The sequence below is a fragment of the Argonema antarcticum A004/B2 genome (assembly GCF_023333585.1).
GTDB lineage: Bacteria > Cyanobacteriota > Cyanobacteriia > Cyanobacteriales > Aerosakkonemataceae > Argonema > Argonema antarcticum.
In genome coordinates this window covers 1-21,254 of record NZ_JAIQZN010000068.1, presented here as the reverse complement: position 1 = coordinate 21,254, position 21,254 = coordinate 1, and the positions used below count along the sequence as shown (strand labels likewise).

22 protein-coding genes are annotated in these 21,254 nt (G+C 44.6%); 16 read left to right on the top strand and 6 right to left on the bottom strand.

What is annotated here, in order from left to right:
• The first annotated feature begins 31 nt into the window (after positions 1 to 31).
• Both LAY57_RS24575 and LAY57_RS24570 read left to right on the top strand, forming a co-directional pair.
• Positions 32 to 748 carry a PHP domain-containing protein gene (locus tag LAY57_RS24575; RefSeq protein ID WP_249069734.1) on the top strand — a complete coding sequence of 239 codons (717 nt, stop codon included), beginning with the start codon at positions 32 to 34 and terminating at the stop codon, positions 746 to 748.
• Positions 749 to 1,423: 675 nt separating this feature from the next.
• The gene (locus LAY57_RS24570; RefSeq protein ID WP_249069733.1) at positions 1,424 to 4,099 is read left to right on the top strand and encodes a PAS domain S-box protein; all 2,676 of its coding nucleotides are present in this window, start codon (positions 1,424 to 1,426) and stop codon (positions 4,097 to 4,099) included.
• Here LAY57_RS24570 and LAY57_RS24565 read toward each other — a convergent pair whose 3' ends face one another.
• The 6 genes from LAY57_RS24565 to LAY57_RS24540 all read right to left on the bottom strand — a co-directional run bounded on the left by LAY57_RS24565 (position 4,100) and on the right by LAY57_RS24540 (position 9,354).
• A complete protein-coding gene (locus LAY57_RS24565) occupies positions 4,100 to 4,783 on the bottom strand; it encodes a response regulator transcription factor (RefSeq protein ID WP_249069732.1) in 684 nt (227 codons plus the stop codon).
• Positions 4,784 to 5,043: 260 nt separating this feature from the next.
• Positions 5,044 to 5,997 carry a Uma2 family endonuclease gene (locus tag LAY57_RS24560; protein WP_249069731.1) on the bottom strand — a complete coding sequence of 318 codons (954 nt, stop codon included), beginning with the start codon at positions 5,995 to 5,997 and terminating at the stop codon, positions 5,044 to 5,046.
• 76 nt (positions 5,998 to 6,073) lie between these two features.
• Positions 6,074 to 7,129: a glycosyltransferase family 2 protein gene (locus tag LAY57_RS24555; protein WP_249069730.1), complete on the bottom strand. Its 1,056-nt coding sequence runs from the start codon at positions 7,127 to 7,129 to the stop codon at positions 6,074 to 6,076.
• Positions 7,130 to 7,145: 16 nt separating this feature from the next.
• Positions 7,146 to 7,844, bottom strand: a complete 699-nt coding sequence (locus LAY57_RS24550; RefSeq protein WP_249069729.1) for a L,D-transpeptidase family protein — start codon at positions 7,842 to 7,844, stop codon at positions 7,146 to 7,148.
• A gap of 66 nt (positions 7,845 to 7,910) precedes the next feature.
• Positions 7,911 to 9,020: a phospho-N-acetylmuramoyl-pentapeptide-transferase gene (mraY, locus tag LAY57_RS24545; RefSeq protein ID WP_249069728.1), complete on the bottom strand. Its 1,110-nt coding sequence runs from the start codon at positions 9,018 to 9,020 to the stop codon at positions 7,911 to 7,913.
• An 85-nt stretch (positions 9,021 to 9,105) separates the two neighbouring features.
• Entirely contained in the window at positions 9,106 to 9,354 is a 249-nt protein-coding gene (locus LAY57_RS24540; protein ID WP_275994327.1) for a DUF3134 domain-containing protein, read from the bottom strand.
• A gap of 136 nt (positions 9,355 to 9,490) precedes the next feature.
• Here LAY57_RS24540 and LAY57_RS24535 point away from each other — a divergent pair, with 136 nt between their 5' ends.
• The 14 genes from LAY57_RS24535 to minE all read left to right on the top strand — a co-directional run bounded on the left by LAY57_RS24535 (position 9,491) and on the right by minE (position 21,148).
• Positions 9,491 to 10,075: a PAP/fibrillin family protein gene (locus tag LAY57_RS24535; protein ID WP_249069726.1), complete on the top strand. Its 585-nt coding sequence runs from the start codon at positions 9,491 to 9,493 to the stop codon at positions 10,073 to 10,075.
• 291 nt (positions 10,076 to 10,366) lie between these two features.
• A complete protein-coding gene (locus LAY57_RS24530; protein WP_249069725.1) occupies positions 10,367 to 11,149 on the top strand; it encodes a PD-(D/E)XK nuclease family protein in 783 nt (260 codons plus the stop codon).
• Between the two features lie 643 nt (positions 11,150 to 11,792).
• On the top strand, positions 11,793 to 12,056 hold the full coding sequence (locus LAY57_RS24525; protein WP_249069724.1) for a hypothetical protein: 264 nt from the start codon (positions 11,793 to 11,795) through the stop codon (positions 12,054 to 12,056).
• Between the two features lie 222 nt (positions 12,057 to 12,278).
• Positions 12,279 to 12,776, top strand: coding sequence for a hypothetical protein (locus LAY57_RS24520; protein ID WP_249069723.1), 498 nt, complete (start codon positions 12,279 to 12,281; stop codon positions 12,774 to 12,776).
• A 246-nt stretch (positions 12,777 to 13,022) separates the two neighbouring features.
• Positions 13,023 to 13,763, top strand: a complete 741-nt coding sequence (locus LAY57_RS24515; RefSeq protein ID WP_338022480.1) for a hypothetical protein — start codon at positions 13,023 to 13,025, stop codon at positions 13,761 to 13,763.
• Between the two features lie 16 nt (positions 13,764 to 13,779).
• On the top strand, positions 13,780 to 14,451 hold the full coding sequence (locus LAY57_RS24510; protein ID WP_249069722.1) for a hypothetical protein: 672 nt from the start codon (positions 13,780 to 13,782) through the stop codon (positions 14,449 to 14,451).
• A gap of 2 nt (positions 14,452 to 14,453) precedes the next feature.
• Positions 14,454 to 15,788, top strand: coding sequence for a four-carbon acid sugar kinase family protein (locus LAY57_RS24505; protein WP_249069721.1), 1,335 nt, complete (start codon positions 14,454 to 14,456; stop codon positions 15,786 to 15,788).
• 58 nt (positions 15,789 to 15,846) lie between these two features.
• Complete coding sequence (locus LAY57_RS24500) at positions 15,847 to 16,092, top strand: hypothetical protein (RefSeq protein WP_249069720.1); 246 nt, start codon at positions 15,847 to 15,849, stop codon at positions 16,090 to 16,092.
• Positions 16,073 to 17,263, top strand: coding sequence for a DUF262 domain-containing protein (locus LAY57_RS24495; RefSeq protein WP_249069719.1), 1,191 nt, complete (start codon positions 16,073 to 16,075; stop codon positions 17,261 to 17,263). Before LAY57_RS24500 ends, LAY57_RS24495 begins: the two co-directional genes overlap by 20 nt.
• A 6-nt stretch (positions 17,264 to 17,269) precedes the next feature.
• The gene (locus LAY57_RS24490; protein WP_249069718.1) at positions 17,270 to 18,325 is read left to right on the top strand and encodes an MAE_28990/MAE_18760 family HEPN-like nuclease; all 1,056 of its coding nucleotides are present in this window, start codon (positions 17,270 to 17,272) and stop codon (positions 18,323 to 18,325) included.
• A gap of 150 nt (positions 18,326 to 18,475) precedes the next feature.
• A complete protein-coding gene (locus tag LAY57_RS24485) occupies positions 18,476 to 18,742 on the top strand; it encodes a CopG family ribbon-helix-helix protein (RefSeq protein ID WP_249069717.1) in 267 nt (88 codons plus the stop codon).
• Between the two features lie 149 nt (positions 18,743 to 18,891).
• On the top strand, positions 18,892 to 19,689 hold the full coding sequence (minC, locus tag LAY57_RS24480) for a septum site-determining protein MinC (protein WP_249069716.1): 798 nt from the start codon (positions 18,892 to 18,894) through the stop codon (positions 19,687 to 19,689).
• Between the two features lie 222 nt (positions 19,690 to 19,911).
• Positions 19,912 to 20,721: a septum site-determining protein MinD gene (minD, locus tag LAY57_RS24475; protein ID WP_249069715.1), complete on the top strand. Its 810-nt coding sequence runs from the start codon at positions 19,912 to 19,914 to the stop codon at positions 20,719 to 20,721.
• Positions 20,722 to 20,860: 139 nt separating this feature from the next.
• Entirely contained in the window at positions 20,861 to 21,148 is a 288-nt protein-coding gene (gene minE / locus LAY57_RS24470) for a cell division topological specificity factor MinE (RefSeq protein WP_249069714.1), read from the top strand.
• The last annotated feature ends 106 nt before the right edge of the window (positions 21,149 to 21,254 follow it).

The following is a 21,254-nucleotide window of genomic DNA, read 5'->3' as shown; positions in this document are numbered from 1 at the left end:
TACACTAACCCACGCGACTTGTGAGGCAGTTATGCCAGTCAATGTTCAGACTTCAAATTCAGATCAGCTAGCAAATGGAGAAATATTAGCACTAAAGGAAGTATTCAAGACAATTAACGCAAAGAGCTGTCCGCGTTATTTCAACTTCCATATGCACACTATCTACTCGGATGGCAACTTAAAGCCGGAAGAGTTGATCGAGCAAGCGATCGCGATCGGTCTCAAAGGGTTTGCTATCACAGATCACCACACCGTTGACGGTTACGAGGTGGCTAAAAGCTGCTTAGATCGCCGGAAGAAGCAAATGCACGCCGATGATTCTGACAACGATCTACCTCACCTGTGGACTGGGGTGGAAATCACCTCTAACCTCTTGGGAACTGAAGTTCACATTCTCGGCTATGCTTTCGACCCAGAACACCCCTCTATCCTGACCTATCTGCTAGGTGAGCGTCCCTTGGATGTGGAAGCAGAGGCTGGTAATGCGATCGCAGCCATTCATCAGGCTGGTGGCTTGGCGGTACTGGCTCACCCAGCTCGTTATCGGGTCAAGGCTACCGAGCTGATCCCAGAAGCCGCCCGTCTGGGAATCGATGGCGTCGAAACCTACTACGCCTACAACAATCCCAACCCTTGGCGTCCCAGTCCAGAACAAACCGAACTGGTGCAAAAGTTAAGCGCAACTTACGGATTGTTAAATACTTGCGGCACCGATACTCACGGTCTTAACTTGCTACAGCGCCTCTAGTCTGCAAATATAGCTAGGGGCTAGGGGCTAGGGGCTAGGGACTAGGGAAGAGGGAAGAGGTTACTCCGTAAGGGATTATGGACTTCATGTAACAGTTGGAGTTGGCTTAATCGCCCTGGCGGTTGCTATAATACACAGCAAACTTACGGTTCTAACTGCGATCGATGTTAGAAACCGCCAGTTTGTATCGTCATCAGCGCAAATACACCAACGCTTGTTAAAACTAATAGCGCTCCTAGAGAAAGTGACTGACCCAAATGTTTTGCCGGTTTTGAAACTTTCATGGCTGATTTTTGTTAAAAATTAATGATTTCATCAAAAATAACAGTATTTTTACTGAACAACTCAAAAGTTAAAATTTCTTCAATTACCGTAAAATTTCTTCAAATAACCAGAAGTGTTAACAGCAGCTTTCGTCAGCCTGACCTTTAAAAGGAGTGGTTTGGTCGCCAGCCGGATTCATCAGTGGGTAAATCCAAAATCCAAAATCCTTTCATGGAATGAGGTTGGCTGGCGATGCTGAGGCGATCGTATAAGAGAACACTTTGCCAATTAATTATTCTCAGGCGATCATGGGAACAATAAGGTTGTGAAGCGTGGTGCGCTTGTCAAAGCCTAAGTCTCCAAAAGCAAGGCGCAAGTGAGACTGTGGAACCATGTCAAACCAGGGTGGCTATGAAAATAGAAAAGATATCTATGGGGGGAGAGAAGAGGTGGGGAAGTGGTGCTGTTCGATTGGCGACGCAGATATTTTCGTTGCCGATTCTCGTAGGTAGCTGCGCGATCCTGACTACCCTATGGCTTTGGCAGACAGTGAAAATCCAGGAGCAAACTCAGATTGAGAGCAAAGTTCAGCGCAACGTTCAGTTAGCTGCCGAGACACTAAAAAATGACGTGCAAGCAGAGCTGAAAGTTCCCCTTGTCGGTTTGGGGCAGATGGCAAATCGTTGGCAAAGCCAGGGGAAGCCAACTCGAAGGGAGTGGAAAGCCGCTTCACAAGCTTATATGGACTTCTACCCTAATTGCCAAATCCTACAATGGGTAGACACCTCGTTTGGGCCGCGCTGGACAGTATCGAAAGAAGGAATTGCCGAGCCAGACAGAGAGTTTCACCAAAAAATGCTCGCGGCTTACGACGGTAAGGGGCAAGAGGTTATAGTTGTTCCCTCGATCGGGCCAGAAAGAAGCAAAGAGTTGTGGGTTTATGTTCCTTTGGTTTATGAGGGGCGCAAGTACGGTTTCTTTGTCGCGGCTTATAGCAGGGAAGGCTTGTTAAAAACTATTTTTAACAAAGATATTGTTCCCCAGTACGGGCTAAGCGTGTTTGATGGCAATACGGAAATCTTGAGCCGGAACAAAGCGGATCGCCAAAATGGGGAAGCTTGGCAGCAGGAGATAAATTTTACTGTGGATGGTATGGCTTTGCGATCGCGAATCTGGCCTAGTTCTCAGTTGCTAACTAAAGAACGATCGCAGCTGCCTGACTTGGTACTGGGTACGGGTCTTTTATTATCCGTTGCCCTTACTTTAACATTACACAGCATTCAAACGGCGCAACGACGCAAAAAAGAGGCTGAGGTAGCAAATTTTACCTTATATCAACAAATGAGCGATCGCGAGCGAGCCGAAGAAGCATTGCAGCAATACGTACAGATGATGGATCTGGCGAATGAGGCGATCGTCATTCGGGATTTGGATGATTTAATCATCTATTGGAATTCTGGCGCTGAACGGCTGTACGGCTGGAAAAAGCAAGAGGTAGTAGGAAAATACGTCCACACATTTTTGAAAACGATATTTCCGCAGCCACTGGAGAAAGTTTTGGAAATATGTCTGCGTGAGGGACATTGGCAGGGAGAATTGATCGATACTAAGCGAGATGGCAGACAAATTTCTGTGGCGAGTAGCTGGACTTTGCTGCGGGATAAAAATGGCAACCTTTCCAGCATCCTCGAAATCAACAAGGATATCAGCGAACGCAAACAAATTCTGCAAGCTTTGCAGCAAAGTGAAGAACGGTTCCGCTGCGCTGTTTTTTATGCACCTTTCCCCTCGATCATTCACGCTGAAGATGGGGAAATAGTCGCCATTAACCAAAGCTGGACGGAGTTGAGCGGTTATAACCATAGCGACATTCCGACTATGGCGGATTGGATAGAAAAAGCATATCGAGAAAAAAAGGAATTAATCAAGGCAGATATCGATCGGTTGTATAACATTAATAGTCAACTAGAACAAGGAGAATATGTCATTACCACTTCAAATGGCTCTCAAAGAACTTGGGTTTTTAGTTCGGTTCCCTTGGGTAAACTACCGGATGGAAGACGTTTGGTGATGAGTATGGCTGTGGACATTACCTCTAGCAAGCAGGTACAGGAAGTTTTGCAGCAGTCGGAAGCGCAGATCAGACAAAAGGCAACCGAGCTAGAGGCAGCTTTCCGAGAACTGCGCGATACCCAAGCGCAACTGATTCAAAGTGAAAAAATGTCTTCTCTGGGTCAGCTGGTAGCTGGGGTAGCCCACGAAATCAATAACCCCGTTAATTTCATCTTCGGCAATATCACTCACGCCAGGGAATATACGGAAGATTTATTAAGACTGGTGCAATTATATCAAGATGAATATGCCAATCCCACCGACAGAATCAGAGAGGAAATTGAAGCGATAGATCTAGATTTTCTGATCGCAGATTTGCCTAAACTTCTGGCTTCCATGAAAGTGGGGGCTGAGCGCATTCGCGAGATCGTTCAGTCGCTGAGACACTTCTCCCGGTTAGACGAGGCGGAAAGGAAAGAGGTCGATATTCACGAAGGTATTGATAGTACGCTGATGATTCTACAAAATCGCCTCAAAGGGAGATCGGATCATCCCTCTATTCAAGTAATTAAAGAGTACGGCAAGTTGCCGTTGGTTGAGTGCTATGCTGGACAACTCAATCAGGTATTTATGAATCTGCTTAGTAATGCGATCGATGCGCTGGAGGATTACAATAAAAAGCTAACGATCGAGGAAATTGAGGCTAATCCCAGTACCATCACCATTCGCACTTCCCTGGGGCATGGGAGATGCAGGATTGCGGATAGGGAAGAACAACCTTCAATGCTCAATAGCCAATTTGTGGTAATTCGGATTGCTGACAACGGCGCAGGAATGACTGAAGAGGTACGCAAACAAGTGTTTGACCCGTTCTTTACCACCAAACCCGTCGGCAAAGGAACGGGACTGGGTTTGTCGATTAGTTACCAAATTGTAGTAGAAAAGCATCGTGGCAAATTGGAGTGTTATTCCCAACCGGGGTTAGGAGCAGAGTTTGCGATCGAGATTCCTCTTTATCAGTCTAATTTGAAATAATTACTTGGTTAAACCGTGTTCGAGAGCGTAGCGGACTAATTCGGTGCGGCTGTTGGTGCCGGTTTTGCTAAATAAGCGGCTGACATATTTTTCGACGTTGCGAACGCTGGTTTCTAGACGACGCGCTATTTCTTTGTTCATCAGTCCTTGTGCCACTAAGTCGAGGACGCTTTGTTCTCTTGGGGTGAGGTCTATTTTGATGGATGAAGCAATTTGAGCGATCGCAGGTCGCTGTTTTAATTGTTCCCTAATTTCAGCCAGCTGACGCGCTATTTCGTCCAGGTTAGTGCCTTCTGACGTTTTCTCCGTAGCTGTTCGGCGCTCTAGCAAGTTTTCTACGATCGCTACCAACTCATCCGGGTCGAATGGCTTGGAGAGGTAAGCATCGCAACCGGCATTATACCCTAGAATGCGGTCTTTGGTCATACCTCTAGCGGTCAAAAATACGACTGGCAGCGCCTTGAAGCGGGGGTCTTCCCGCATTTGCTTGAGGAACTGATAGCCATCCACTTGGGGCATCATTACGTCTGTAATTACCAAGTCTGGAAGATGTTGTTGCAGTTTCTGCCAGCCTTCATTGGCGTTAGCAGCAACGTCAACAGTAAAATTGCTATCTTCCAGGTAGGCTTGGACAGCTTCCCGTATTCCGGGTTCATCATCGACCAGTAACAATTGTCCCGACATCTATCTCACCTTTGCACTCTACTATTTCTAAATTTAGCTAAATCGGTAATTCGGTTATCCCCCATTAGGCCGAACTTGACTGATTGTAGTGATTATGATATTCGGTCTAAACTAGCGCTTTTCAGGTGAGTAGGTATGGGAAACCCGGTTTCGCAGAAGTTATACAGCGGCTTGCAGCCCTTATGAAGTACACTCTTAGAAACCCGGTTTCTTGAAGAAACCGGGTTTCTATGTACCGCACTCATCTGAAAGGCGCTGTATCACTCGATCGCACTTTGCCTGACTTCTTGTACAGTTAAGCTAAGCGCCGAAGCTACTTGTTCTACAGTCAAGCCCATTGCCAACAAGCGAGGGATGGCATCCCTTCGCGCCAGTTCAGCTTGTTGTCGCGCCAGAGTTTCAGCGAGTCGTGCTTCTTCGGCAGAAGCGAACGCCTGTTCTGCACTTTCGGCCCTTTGCCGTTCTTGTTCGGCTCTTTGCCGTTCTTGTTCGGCTCTTTGCCGTTCTTGTTCGGCTCGTAAGTGTTCCAGTTCCGCTCTTTCCGAACCTATCAGCAACAAATTCCCCTGCTCGTCCCACCACCGCAGCCACAGTTGAGTTTGGTTTTGATAGTTTCCGTGCCAGAGTCCCAATTCTACACCTAAAGGTAAAACAGGGTAATGACCCCGTTCGTTGGGTTCTAGCAACCGATAAAACCCATCCACAAAGCGATACACTTCTAATTTGCCGTTGGTGACTTCATAGATGCCGTAGTAGGGAATTCGCATGATGCGCTCGTAGACCCAAAACTTCCCTGGCCTAGTGACTTCGCCTTCCCTAGAATAGGATAAAGCTGTGCGATCGCGTTCCTGTGAGCCATCGCCGCTAGCAAACTCCAAAACAATCAATGGCGCTATAAATTCCCGCCACAGCACGTAGGAACGACGAATCTCACCATCCACATTAGGCGCTACATTGGGTACGTAGAACCAATCTGGAGCTTCTGCGCCTTTTTCTGGGGGGTCGGTTTCGCGCCAGTAAATGCCGCAGTCTTGTCCGATCGCATATTGTCCGTCGGGATGCAGTTGTTGTAAAATCGGGCCAAGGGAATCTGTCAAAATAATACTTTGGGGATGCTCCTGGAAGTTTTTCACAAAAGTACCATCTTCCTCCGGCAATTGAGTGTGGTCGGGAAAAGGAGGAGGTAATTCGAGCGAAGTGAATTTATTAGTCATAAGGCAGCTACCTTAACCCGTAATCTTTCTCTATTTTGTCAAAACTTTCTGCTTTTTTACAGCTATTCAGATCATGTTACAACCACTCTATTGTCTTGGCTTGTTCAGATAGTTTCGCATCCCGTTGTCCAGCCGATCGCGCTTGTGAATTAATCAGATAAATGGGAGTATTTAATAATTCAACTAAAGTTGCTTTGGCGAGCGTTGCTTTAACGCTTATAACTGGCAATTCTTTCAATAGCCAGCGACTCAGAAGATAGAGATATTCTCTCATAGCTAGTTCCTTCATCAAATTCACACCATAAAGTTCGTGCAAATATCGATTTGAACGACCATAGCGTCGCCATTGGCTTTTAAATTCTTCTATTGTAGATCGATGCCGATGTTTCACAATAGCAGTTGGTGCAAAAGATATCTTCCAGTCAGTTTCTCGTTGAATTCGCCAACAGATATCAGCATCGCCGCCAGTAGTCAGATATGGTCGAAACAATCCCACTTGCTTAAAAATTTCCTGTCGAATTGCCAGATTAGCAGTTTGACCGTAAGGACAAAAAGGATGCGCTAATGTATATTTTTGGGATAAGACATCCTGATTTTCTGCGTATTTTTCTAGTAGCGTTTTACCAGTCAGTCCTTCTACTTCACCGGCGACGATACCAACAGATGAATCGGCAAAAGGTTGAATCAGGTTTTCTAACCAATTGGATTGAGGACGACAATCAACATCGGTAAAAGCGATAATTTGACCTGTGGCGGCGCGAATTCCCGTATTGCGTGCGGCGTAGGAACTTTTAATTTTGTTTTCCGTGAGGTGACGAATTGCTATATCGTTTAGCCTGCCTTTGTCAGGGTGATTGTGGGTATCTGCGGTGGTTTGGAGCATCGTGGAGGTGCGATCGCTACTCTCCAAAGCCCCCCCTGTGGACGGGGGGGGTTGGGGGGGGTCAACGCTTTTGAGGATCGCAGAAGTGCGATCGCTACTTCCATTATCCACCAACAAATATTCTACGCGGTCAGTTGGATAAGTTTGAGCTTTTAAACAACTGATTAAATCTGGTAAATCTGCTTCACCATTGTATATCGGCACAATTACCGAAACCTTTGGCAATATAATTTCCTGTTCGTTACTCATAATAATCGATCGTTGGTTAGCGAATAATTTCTACTTCCGTTCCTTGTTGCACAAAGCGATATATTTCATCAACATCTTGATTTTTTAAAGAAATGCAGCCTAATGTCCAATTTGACCCCTTTTGGATAAAATCATCATTTGGTGTACCGTGAATACCGATCTCGCCGCCGATAGAATTATCCCAATTTATTTTACCACTAAGCTTAGCTTGGAAATGTTTCCTCCAGGAATATTTATTCGGATAATCTAACCAAAGGAATTTTGACCAAGCTGGATGGGGATAGAGGTCTTTTATCTTAAATCTTCCTTCTGGTGTTCTCTTGTCGCCTTCTTTCAATTTATCGTCTACTGGGTTAGCGCCAAAAACTACCGGATAAGATTTAACAGGTTGTTTATCGTAATAAATTATCAATCTGTACTTGGATTTCTCAATCAATATCGAAATTTTATTCTTGTCGTTTTTATCTTTACCTAAAATTTGGGTAATTTGCTTATCATAGTTCAACAATTGATTGTCAGCGAGTCTTGGATGGGTGATATTTGCAGAACTATCATCGTCACAACCAGTCAAACAAAGAACATCCAATAGGTAGGGCAGGGGGACGGCATATCCCAGACGGGTAAGTTGTGAATAAAGGCAGACAATAACAATTAGCAGAACGCTAAGCGATAAAAGAGTTCTTCTCCGATTACTTTGTGTTTTTTTGACAACCATTTAACCAATTAAATATTAAGAATGAGTGGGATTAATGTAGAAAGGTGGGCATTGCCCACCTTTCTACTAAAGGATGAAAAAACAAAGCAAAGCTAGAATTGCGTTAATCGCGTAAAATGTGCCAACTACTTGGATTTCCGACCAGCCACTGAGTTCTAGATGGTGGTGTAGCGGTGCCATTTTAAACAGCCGCTTACCAATACCATTCGGGTCTTTTGTAGCTTTGTAATAACTAACTTGTACCATTACCGAAAGGGTTTCAACAAAGAAAATACCGCTGAGGATAAATAAGATCCAAAGAGTGTTGCTCAGAAGTGCAACTGATGCTAAAGCACCTCCCAATGCGAGGGAACCAGTATCTCCCATGAAGACGGTAGCTGGGTTGCGGTTATGTGCTAGAAAACCTAAACAACTGCCACTCATGCAGGCGCAGAAAATCATCAGTCCGGGGTAGGAAGGAACTAAAGCGCCTAGTCCGAGTAGTGCGATCGCACAGAGTCCACCTGCGAGTCCATCCACACCATCTGTTAGGTTGGTAGCGTTACTTTCTGCTACTAGGACAAAAGCAGCTAAAGGCCAGAACAATAATCCCAATGGTAAAGCTAAACCAAATGGTAAAATTACTGTTGCAATACTTGTTGATTGACTCAAAATTAGCCAGAAACAAAATAGGACTGCAAAACCAATTTGCAAGGCTAATTTCATTTGTGGCGAGATGCCTTTATTGGACTTGCGGCGTAGGATTTGCCAATCATCTAACCAGCCGATAAATCCATAAGCCAGTGTTAGCGCTGATACAGCCAGTACGGAGGTAAGGTTTGGCAATTCCAAAGTAAAGCCAGACCACAAGAGAGCAACGAGGACGCCTACTGGTATAAAGAACACCCCGCCCATTGTGGGGGTGCCGCCTTTTTTCAAGTGGGTTTGGGGACCATCTTCGCGAATTACTTGTCCGGTTTTGAGCGATCGCAAGATTGGCACCACCCAGTAGCCTAGCCCAGTTGTTGCCGCCGCACAAACCCAGAAAGGCAGCGTCAGGGAAAAGCTGGGGTTAAAAGCTCTATTTGCTTGATAATCGCAAAGTAGCGCCACCAAACTGAGTGAAACGGCTAGCAACACAGACAGGCTAGTTCCTGAGAAGTTTAGTAACCTGAATTCCAATGATTTAGCATCCACAGAACTGCTATTTCACTCCACACAACAAATTTAGACTTCTAGACAATCATTGGTGAATCGGGATTAAAGATTTGCTCTTAAGCGGTTAATCTACGTCATCAGCGATGTCATCGTCATCATCGATCGCATCGTCACCATATACGATGTCATCGCTTCCGATGAGTTGATCGATTTCTTCATCCTCGTCTAAATATCCGCCAAGATCGTCTTCCGCACGCGCCAGTAGGCGACCTGTAGCTTCTAACCAGTCCAAAATTGAAGTTTCTTGCTTGAGGGGAATCACAGCAGCTGGCTGATCGATCGGTTCTTCACGCAAAGAAGGGTTATATATCATACGAGGGTTTAGCGGCCAAACATTATAAATTAGACTATTAGAGTTTAGCAGTTACAAAGCTATTCGACTCTAGTGTTAGATCGGGCTTTGAACAAGTATGCTTAGTGGTGGGGAGTTCAGAAGAGGTCTGTAGCTTATGATTGGCAAAGCGTCACTGCTAGAGGCGATCGCAGGTAAGAATCGCGGTCTGCTGGCTACTGTTGCTGACAAACAAGCAATACTTGCGCTTGTCTCGCAACTGGAAGACCGCAACCCCACGCCCCGACCAACCGAAGCTGGTGACTTACTGGACGGCGATTGGCGACTGCTTTACACTAGCAGTAACTCTATTTTAGGCATCGATCGGGTGCCATTGCTCAAACTCGGTCAAATTTATCAGTGCATCCGGGTGAAGGATGCCAAAGTCTACAATATTGCTGAAATTTATGGATTGCCCTATCTGGAAGGCTTGTTGAGCGTTGTAGCCCGGTTTGAGGTGGTTTCCGAACGTCGGGTTAATGTCAGATTTGAGCGATCGATTAACGGTTTGCAAAGTGCGATCGGTTATCAATCCCCAGACGACCATATCCGGCAGATTGAGTCAGGCAAAAAATTTGTCGCCCTTGACTTTCCCATTGAAAATCGCGACCAAAAAGGCTGGCTAGATATCAGCTATCTGGATGAGGATTTACGAATTGCGCGAGGCAATGAAGGCAACGTCTTCGTCTTAACTAAAGTATGATTTACAGCCCTTTTCAGGTGAGTGAGGTACATAGAAACCGGGTTTCTTGAAGAAACCCGGTTTCTCGCGACCAGGTTGAACCTGGTCGCGAGGTTTTAGAGGCTCCGCCTCACTTAACGAGCGTGACATTCAATTTAGGTATGTTGTTGCGCTTTAGCGCTCTTTAAGATAGTGCTAAAGCGCAACAACATACCAAATATTTAACTATAGCTAATCGACCGGACATGATATTAAATGCCTCACACTCAAAGGATTTTTGACTTTTGACTTTTCTAACCCCTAGCCCCTGTTATGCGAATATCCCAAAGGCACTTAAACCTACTTGGAACTTGTCCGCGAAAGTTTCAACATACCTACCTCGATCAGCTAGGTTTGCTAACAACACCAGAACAACAAGAGCGGATAAATTGGGGCAGTGATTTTCACCTGTTGATGCAACAGCGAGAACTGGGTTTGCCAATTGAACCTCTAGTACAAGAAGATGCCCAAATGCAGCGTTGTCTCACTGCTTTAGTGAGTGCAGCACCAGAAATTTTGACACCCAATCCCAGTAGCAAAACTTTCCGCGAAAGCGAACATGGCCGCATTTTGCCTTTTCAGGATTATGTGCTGACTGTTATCTATGACTTGTTGATTGCTGAAGACAAAAAAGCTCAAATCCTAGACTGGAAAACTTACCCTTTACCTAAAAATAAGCGATGGCTAGAAGAGGACTGGCAAACTCGTTTGTATCTTTATGTTTTGGCTGAAACGAGCGATTATTCGCCAGAACAAATTTCGATGACTTACTGGTTTGTGCAGTCTCAACCTGAGCCGAAAAGTCTTAAATTTGCCTACAATGCTGGAAAGCACGAACAAACGCGACGGGATTTAACTCAACAGTTAAATTATCTGACTGATTGGCTGGAAAGTTATGAGAGGGGAGAAGAATTTCCGCAAGTTGTAGAAGGTTCTCGTGAATGCGATTATTGTCAATTTTCGGTGAGATGCGATCGCACTTCGGAAAGTGAGGAACCTGCAACCAGCGAAGACTTGATTCCAAATCTCGCTAATATTCAAGAAGTTTCACTTTGACGGTTCTTCCGTACTTGATGTGCTAAAATATTAAGATAAAGTGGCAATTTAGAGTAATTAAGAGCAATTATGAAAAGGGTAATGCCTTCAATGCGATTAGAAGATTCCGTACTTTGGATAACCGCAGCTTGGCGCAACGTTTCTAAAACTTGCGGGGCTTGTTGTTGAAATAACTCTTGTTTTCCCTTATACTCTCCAATTAGGCGAATTGTTTGGAGAAGTCTTTGGTTGATCGGTTGCCGTTCAATAATATCATGTCCGGTGGCATCGGTTGTCTAAAAAAAATAACTCTCTTATCTGTGTTCATCTGTGTTCATCTGTGGTTAAAATTTAACCCTCGATGACAACAGACAATTTCTCGCATCACGCTTACGCTACCGATGCAACCGGACATGATATAAACCCCTCTTCAAATGACTGCATCTTTATTTAACCTCACTTTTGATATTATCCCTCTTCTGTCACTTTCCGAGCTAACCCTTACGCAGAAGGCATTTCAGCTAGCGCTCCCAACGAGCTTATTCGAGTAGAAAAAAATCGTAGATCGCTTTCTCTGAAAAAGCTTGAGGATTGGCAAATCGGAAAACTTCCCGGAGAGTGACAGAAGAGGGTTATACTTGATTAAAGAACATGAAAAATATATATGACAGAAGACGTTGAGTTTGAACTAAAGAACCGCGAGAAAGATAAAGAACTAAAACGAAAGCAAAAGCGAATATCCTTCTGGGTGAAGGATATTTCTGTATTCATAGTTGCTCTCGTCATCATTTTGCTAATTGACTTTTACGCATTCACAATTATGCAAAAGGGTAGTGCTTCTGAGGGAGAAATGAGATTTGCGATCGCAGCTCTTTCTTCTACAGTTATCGGTCTTCTTAGTTACATGGTTGGGAGAGCTAGCAAATAGGGATAACTAGGATATTGTAGTTTAACATGGAATGGGTTGAGGGAGTGCGATCGCCGAAAAAAAGCCGGTTAAACTTGTAGATTCCTATTGGCATTGCTGCTGGGTTGTCTGTCAATGCCATCAATACTTGAGGCTAATGCCTCTGCTTAAGTTTCCGGGTGGGGGTTGCACTGTTTAGGAAATATAGCTAGCCAATCTAACAACCAATTAGGATGTGTAGCTATGAATAGTAAATTGCAAATTCCACAAACAGCAGAGGAAGGACAAAACAAAATACCGCAGAGAAAGCAGCAAGAATTGAAAAAAATGATCGATCAGTGGACTGTGAAATATGAAGAACTGAAAAATCTAAATCGGAATCTACGTATCGGCTTGGGTATTAGTGCAATTATACTCAGCTTAGGAGCAACTGTTTCAGGTATCTATGGCAACGCTAAAATAGCATCCGTTTTTGGCGCTATGGCGACTACTATTCAATCAATAATTTTCGCATATCCTCTGGAAAAGCGATCGGGATTTTACCGTGTTATCGCCGCTAAAAATATGAAGCTGTCCAGTAAGTTATCTTTGATGGATTACAGTGACGAGGATCTCAAAGATGTGCTGGTAGGGTTCAATACGCTCAGAATTCAAGCTGCAATTGAGGAAACTTACGGTAATGAACCGTCAGAATTACCCGAAAATCACGCTAATAAAGAACTTGAGAGCGATAAACCATGATTATCGCTAGATAATTCAATTTACCTCATCCCCACGCTCTGCCAGCCTGGGGATAAGCATTTCATGATTAATGACTTTAGCAGCCAACTGCGATGCGATCGCTTGACGTTCATCCTTGCCGTAGAATGGTGGATGCGTCGCTGCCCAGCTACAATATGGTCAAACCGGCTTGCATTAGTACATTTGTTCTAAAAAGTTAAGCTCTAATCAGAAGTTAAAGCACAAACGCGGTTAAGTGATTTACCATTGATATGTATCGCTAACTTAGGCGCAGGTTTCAAAGGTTGCTTCCACCAAGCGCCAGCTTTTGACATCCAACTTAAAGAACACACAGCCGTGCGACCAGATTTACAAGGTTTAGAGATTACGAAAGGGGAACTGAAACACTTGAGTGGTGTGAGTATTGATGCTGTAGTTAGACCTCCCACACCACGAAAGTTTTTAGCGGAAATTTTTAACACCCTTCTGCTCATCGGACTAATTTTTGTCAGTAATTTTCTCTTAATTCTAGCTTTCCCGGATCATCGTCTGGCTTTAATTGCAGTCCATGCAGTTGTCGCCGCCGTATTAATCATTCAGGATGCCATCAAAATTTTCTTTAGCTTAAATCACCGTCATTTTATCAATCTTATCGATGACGTTCACCGCTTTAATATCACAATTAAAGGCATAGATATTAACGATCAAATAGAAGCAGCAGGAAATCCCAGAGTTGGTTTAAAAGACCGAGATCGAGTAATTCAAGCGCTGAAGTTGACCCGCGAAGATATCGTTCGCGCCCTGAAGACAGAAAAAGTTCTCAGAGAAAACGAGCGGTTTATCAAAGTAAATCCAGACTTATTTGCCAATAACTTGACAGCTTTAGCAGCATTGCAAGTAAACGAACAGGCGAGTGAGTACGGGCGCATTTTAAACGAAGCATTTCAGATTGGTCTGAGCATCCAAGATGAGATGAAACAATTGAAAGTTCGGCATTTAAATGAGTAAAAGGAATTGATATTCTGTGCGATCGGATATACAAGGATTAGAGATTACTAAGGGAGAACTGAGACACTTAAGCGGTGTCGATCCAGATGATGTGTTCAGACCGTCGATGCTGCGAGAGTCGGGCAAGCAATTGACTTTTTTATTTAACGAACTACTGATTGCTCTTGCTCTCACTCCCATCATCGTAGGGGCTCTTTATACCTTTCTAATTAGGCCGATCCGGGGGGCATCAATGAATTGGGCTATTTTATTACTAATAGTAGTGCCAATTTCAGTAATAGCTGGCAGGTCGTTCTGGCTGAGAAGCAATAGTCCGAAATTACTTGTGAATTTGCTGGATGATGTAGATAGGTATCATGCTGTACTCCAAGCCATAGATATTAGCGATCGCTTAGAAACAGCCGGTTCCCCTGGCGGAGCTTTAACCGATCGAACCCAAGTAATTGCAGCACTTCAGCTAACGCGAGAAGATTTAATTCGCGCATTGATGAGCGAGAGGATTTTGCGAGAAAATAAAAACTTGATTGCTGCGAATCCAGAACTGTTCACCAATAACTTGAGAGCTTTAGAAGCGATGCAAGTCAACACTCAAGCTGGTGAATACGGACGACTTCTCAATGAAGCATTGCAGATTGGCCTCAGCGTACAAGAAGAGATGCGAAAATTGCAACATCAGCGATCGCGTTAAAAATGGCAACCAAACCTAAAATTATTGTCCTAGATGATGACCCCACTGGTTCTCAGACCGTCCACAGCTGCCTGCTGCTGACCCGTTGGGATGTCGAGACATTGCGACTGGGGTTGAATGACGAGTCGCCCATTTTCTTTGTGCTGACGAATACCAGGGCGCTTACGCCAGAGGAAGCAGCCGATCGCACTCGCGAAGTCTGTCACAACCTCAAACTAGCACTAGAAGCCGAGAAAATTCAGGATTTTCTAATTGTCAGCCGTTCCGACTCGACGCTGCGGGGACATTACCCAGTCGAAACCGATGTCATTGCCGAAGAACTCGGCCCCTTTGACGCCCATTTCCTAGTTCCAGCCTTCTTCGAGGGAGGGCGATTCACCCGCGACAGCGTGCATTACCTCATCGTCAACGGTGTACCAACTCCAGTACACGAAACCGAGTTTGCCCGCGATTCCGTCTTTGGCTACCACCACAGCTACTTACCCAAGTATGTAGAGGAAAAAACCAAAGGGCGCATTCCATCTGAAACAGTGGAGCAATTTTTGCTGGCAGATATTCGCGCCGGAAGTCTGGAAAGACTGATGAACCTTACGGGTAATCAATGTTGCGTTGTCGATGGAGAAACCCAAGCCGACTTAAACCGCTTTGCCGCCGATCTCCTCACCGCCGCCAGTCTTGGCAAACGCTTCCTGTTTCGCAGTGCTGCCAGCATCTTAACCGCTTTGGCTGCCCTACCTCCGCAACCGATCGGCCCTGAAGATATGGCCCAGTACGTGCGGGGAGGCAAACCCGGTGCAGTAATTGTGGGTTCCCATGTCAAAAAGACTACCGAACAACTGGAAAGTCTTTTACAAGAGGCGGGAATAGTTGCGATCGAAGTTGATGTTGCCCGCCTAGTGGATGAATCTGAAGCTCAACGTGCCGCTTTGTTGGCAGAAACGCTCAAAACTGTCCATGATGCTCATGCTGACGGTAAGACACCAGTAGTTTATACCAGCCGTCGGGAACTCACTTTTAAAGATACCGAAACACGGTTGCAATTTGGTGTGGCTGTTTCAGCTTTGTTGATGGATATCGTGCGCGGATTGCCTGCCGATATTGGATTTCTGATTAGTAAAGGAGGGATTACCTCAAACGATGTATTGAGTACAGGTTTAGCCTTGACTTCGGCGCGACTGCTGGGGCAGATTTTGCCCGGTTGTTCGATCGTGCGAACTCCAACAGATCATCCCCAATTTCCTAATTTGCCAGTCGTGCTGTTTCCGGGTAATGTTGGCGATGCAGATGCTTTGGCAACCACTTATCGGCGGTTGTGCAAAAGTACAGTCATAAGCTGAAAAACATTTAGACAGCGCTTACCATGATTGTTGGCGCTTTTTTGATGTAGATCGTAGGGTGCGTTGTAATGCACCCTACGATCGAGAGGGGAATAATGATGCTAGAATAGATAGATATGAGCGATCGCACTCTATGTTCATGCTGGCGACACACTCAAGCGTTCGACCTCATCTACCTTACTCTTGTCAGGTCAGTATATCCCTTCCCTATATTTCTGTTCTGAGCTTAAGCCTGGAAACGCTAGAATCATTCACAACAGCCACGCTGAGAGAGGATGTAAACAATGTCACTTGCACCAGTTGAAGAAAAGATGTGGGAGAAATCTCCCTCAAAAATTCGCACTAACACTAAAATGTCTGAGGTTGAGATTAACGATAAGTACGAATCAGGAGAGAAGAGGATACTTACCGAAATAAACCGTGATAAGCTTCCGAGTTTTGTCGAAGCGTTATCAAAAAATTCTAAGTACATGAACTTGCGACCAGATTATCAGAGAAGGTGGCGTTGGGATACTAAAATGCAGTCACGACTGATCGAGTCATTTCTGATTAACATTCCCGTTCCACCTATTATTCTTTATGAAATTGATTATAACTCTTATGAGGTAATGGATGGTCAACAGAGAATCACCGCTATTCGGGATTTTTATACAAATAAATTTGCGCTGATTGGACTTGAACTTTGGCCAGAACTAAATCGACTTAAATACGAACAGCTTCCTGATAAAATTAGGGCTGGTCTCGATCGCCGTTCTATCTCATCTATCGTAATTATTAGAGAATCAACCTCCAATCCTGACGAAGCTCTATTTTTAAAGCAGAAGACTTTCGAGCGTCTTAATACTGGTGGTGTGGATTTGAGTCAGCAAGAAGTGCGACACTGCTTGTACTATGGAAAATTTGATTCCCTATTAATAGAATTAGCGCGTAATCCCATATTTGCTGAGGCTTGGGGAATTCCTACGGATGATAAGAGTCCAGAATTATCAATAAATACTCTTTATAAAAAAATGGAAGATGCCGAGCTAGTTCTCCGTTTTTTTGCTTTGCGGAATATAGAGCATTTCCGTTATGGTATGGAGGGATTTCTGGATCTATATATGATGAAAAGTTTGGAATTTTCTGAGCAAGACATCAAATTTTTGAAAGAGCTTTTTATACAAACTATAAATCTAGCTTACCGAATTTATGAAGAAAATTTGTTCAAACCCTTTGTGCCAGTTGTGCCAGAGTCTGGGACTTGGCAGAAAAAGTCTTATAAAGCTTACTATGATGCTGTTATGGTTGGGTTTAGCAGACATTTGCATGAAGCAGAAATATTGATTGCTCGTAAATCAAGAGTAATTGAAGAGACAAAGAAACTCTTTGATAAGCAGGAATCACGTCTTTTAACAGGTGAGGGAAGAACTAAGGCTGATATCCAGGATCGAATTAGGATCTTTGACGAAATGCTCTTGCAAGTTATTGGGGAGTAACTTGCAATGTTTGATGAGCTTCTCAAGATAGTAAGTATCAATATTTCCACTATACGCAAAATTATCCAGACTAACGATAGGCTGAGAGGCATTGTATTTGGAGATGAGACTGTAATACAACAGGAATTAGATGAAAATACGCAACTTACTAAACTAATAGAAGATATTCCTAGTAACCGGGAGTGGCGAGTTTACGATCACTGTGCGGCGGTAACGCGATTGTACGCAATTTATGAGGGATTTGTTGAGGAATTAATCAGAAATTGGGTACAAAGTCTGCCAGAAATGTTTCCGCTTTATTCAGATCTGAACGACAAAATTAGAGAGACGCATCAGATAGGTGTAGGAAAATTGCTACTTGAACTAAAGAAAAAAAAGAATAGGTTTCAACACCTTTCTGTAGAGAAGGTTGTTCGAGGTTTATTGCGTGGAGTTACTGATGAAGAAAAATACGAGTTAGTTTCAGATGCCTTTCTCTTGCACGAACAGAACTTACGGAAAGAAGCAATAGAGCAATTGTTTTCCGGTGCGGGAATTCCGAATACTTGGGTCTGGGTGGAGAACCATAGAGCTATCAAGCATTTCGTTGAAAATGTTCGAGCAAGAGAAAATACAGCAGAAGGAGAACTTGAACAACTGATTGAATATCGAAATGAGGCTGCCCATAGAGCTATTATAGATGAGACTTTGGGAGAGAAAGAGCTACTGGATTTGTGTAACTTTGTTGAGGCTTTGTGTAAAGCATTGGCTGAGTTAGTGACTTATAAGATTATTGAGAGTAAGACTTTAACAGGGAAAGCTAGAGAAGTTGGAAACATTAGACATTGGTTAGATAATATTAGGGTAGTCAGAGCAAGAGTTAAGGAAATAAATCTGTGTGTTGGGACAAAAATCTTTTTAATTAAAGAGACTTCAGCATACTGCTGCTTGGCTAAAATTGAAAGTATTAAAATTGACGAAACTCCGAAAGATGAGGTAGCGATAACAGAGGAACGAGATGTGCATTTGCGACTTGATATATTTGATGGAAGGAAAGGGTTGAGCCTTTATATAATTGAGTAAAAAAGCGATCGCTCTTTTTATTGAGGGTTGCGATCGCAGCACCGATGTCTTAAAGTTAACCTGTCCGCCGATGCCATCAGCCTTTAAACCCTAAACAATTGGGTATAAATTTGGTATGACTAATTTACCAACTACTTGAGGAATCTAGTTATGAAAATTGCTATTTCTCTTCCAAACTCAATCTTTGAGGAAGCTGAGGCACTTGCTCAACAGTTGGGGCTGTCTCGGAGCGAACTATATACCGAAGCATTGAAAGCATATTTGCAGCGATATAACCGAGAGCGGATTTTAGCGAAACTGAACGAGGTGTACTCTAAAGAGTCTTCAGATTTGGACACAGTTATGGCAACAATGCAATTTATGTCTCTGCCACAGGAGAGAAGCATTCGGGCAGAAAATCTACGGTTTCAGCGATAAGTTATCGCCCGAATGCTAATGCCTCCGGCACGATGGACCGATCGCCCCTACTCAAAACCCTAGCAATATTGGTTTTCACACCGATCGCATATTCCCCCGCCCGATCGGGTTAAAATTGATAGCTAATCTGCCTCTAGCGCCACAACTGCATGACTGTCGATTCTTCTGTTCCTTCCCCAGTCGAGACAATTCCCGAAAGTCCCCCGCAACCAGTTCTGCCCCTGCAAGTCCACCTCAAAGGTGAAGAGGGACGGCTGTTATTATTGTTGCCGCCAGAAACGCCAAACTTGGATGGATCTCCCACCTCGCTTACTTGGCCCGATCTTTGGCTACAACTCAAGCAGCGTCTCAATGCTGGCGAACGCTTCTGGCAAACCAATACACCAGTGCATCTCATGGCCCAAGACCGACTTTTAGATGGACGGCAGTTACAAGAAATTGCCGACGCGCTTTCAGAATCTCAACTAAAGCTGGAGCGAGTTTATACCAGTCGTCGCCAAACTGCCGTTGCTGCTGCGGCTGCTGGTTACTCTGTAGACCAACTCTCAGCTGCGATCGCATTTCTAAATAAACCTAACTCCCAACCAGGACAGGCGCTTGCCGAACCCTTATACCTGCAAACAACCTTACGCTCAGGGGTAGAAGTTCGTCACCCCGGCACTGTGGTACTCTTGGGAGACGTTAATCCTGGCAGTTCGGTAGTCGCTGATGGCGATATTATAATTTGGGGTCGTCTGCGGGGATTAGTTCATGCCGGTGCCAAAGGCAACGCCCAGTGTTTGATTATGGCTTTACAGATGGAACCCACTCAGCTCCGAATTGCAGATAATGTGGCTAGGGCACCAGAAAAGCCACCAGCTGAGTTTTACCCAGAAGTTGCTTATGTGACGCCCCAGGGAATTCGCATCGCTAGAGCGACTGGTTTCGTTAGGCCCAATCTTTCATAGGGGCTAGGGGCTAGGGAAGTCAAAAGTCAAAAGTCAAAAGTCAAAAGTCAAAAGAAAATAGGGGCTCTTGCGAGGGGCTAGGGGGAAGAGGGAAGAGGGAAGAGGGGCTAGTAAAATGTTCTTTAATCTTTAAATAAATCCAAAATCGCCAAATCCAAAATCCAAAATCGCCAAATCCAAATCGCCAAATCCAAAATCCAAAATCCAAAATCCAAAATTCTTATGAGTCGTATTATTGTGATTACTTCTGGTAAAGGAGGGGTGGGGAAAACTACCTCTACAGCTAATATTGGGATGGCGATCGCATCTCGCGGTCATCAGGTTGCTGTAGTGGATGCCGATTTTGGTCTGCGAAATCTAGACTTACTGCTGGGGTTAGAAAACAGAATTGTTTACACGGCGGTAGATGTGCTAGCGGGTGAGTGTACCTTAGAAAAAGCCTTGGTAAAAGATAAGCGACAGCCGAAACTTGTACTCTTACCAGCTGCTCAAAATCGCACCAAAGATGCCGTAACACCAGACCAAATGAAGCGACTGGTGAGCGAGTTGGCAAAAACCTACGAATATATTCTGATCGACAGTCCAGCTGGAATCGAGATGGGCTTTCGGAATGCGATCGCAGGCGCACAAGAAGCTATCATCGTCACAACTCCCGAAATTGCAGCCGTCCGGGATGCCGATCGCGTGATTGGTTTATTGGAAGCGCACAGCATTAAGCGCATCCAGCTAGTAGTCAACCGCATCAGACCCGCAATGGTAGAAGCTAACGATATGATGTCCGTACAGGATGTGCAAGAAATCCTCGCCATTCCCCTGATCGGTGCGATTCCAGATGACGAGCGCGTGATTGTTTCTACTAATCGTGGCGAACCTTTAGTGTTAGGAGAAAATAACTCTCTCGCCGCCGTTGCCTACAATAACATCGCTCGCCGTTTGGATGGAGAAAAGGTAGAATTTCTAGACCTGAACGCACCCCCGGCAGGTTTTTTTGCTCGCATCCGACGCTTCTTTGGCAGTAAACCCCGCAGTTAAGAGGGGGCGAGTGGGGAGTAGGGGGAGTGTGGAGGAGCCAGAGAAGCTAATAAATGATATTTGATTTTTCTCTATTCCCAAGTCCCTATTCCTAAGTCCATATTTCCTTATTCTCTATTCCTTATTATTCACATCTACCATGATTAACGAACTTCTAGAAAAACTTTTTCCCTGGTCAACACCTACTAACAGCCGGGTGGATGTTAAGCGTCGCCTCCAACTGGTAATCGCGCACGATCGGGCCGGACTTTCTCCAGAGACGATCGAGGCGATGCGAAAAGAAATTCTAGAAGTTGTTTCTCGCTACGTAGAACTGGATGCAGACGGGTTGGAGTTTGCGATCGAAAGTCACGATCGGGCCACTGCATTGATTGCGAATTTGCCAATTATACGAGTCAAGGTCGATCCATCTGAGGAAATTACCTGAAAATATACCCTGTCCCAGGACGCGGGGATCTAGTGCAGGATGGCGGAAATAACTCACCACTAAAAATTGCCAATGATTGCTCTGGAAATCTTGATTTTTACCACTG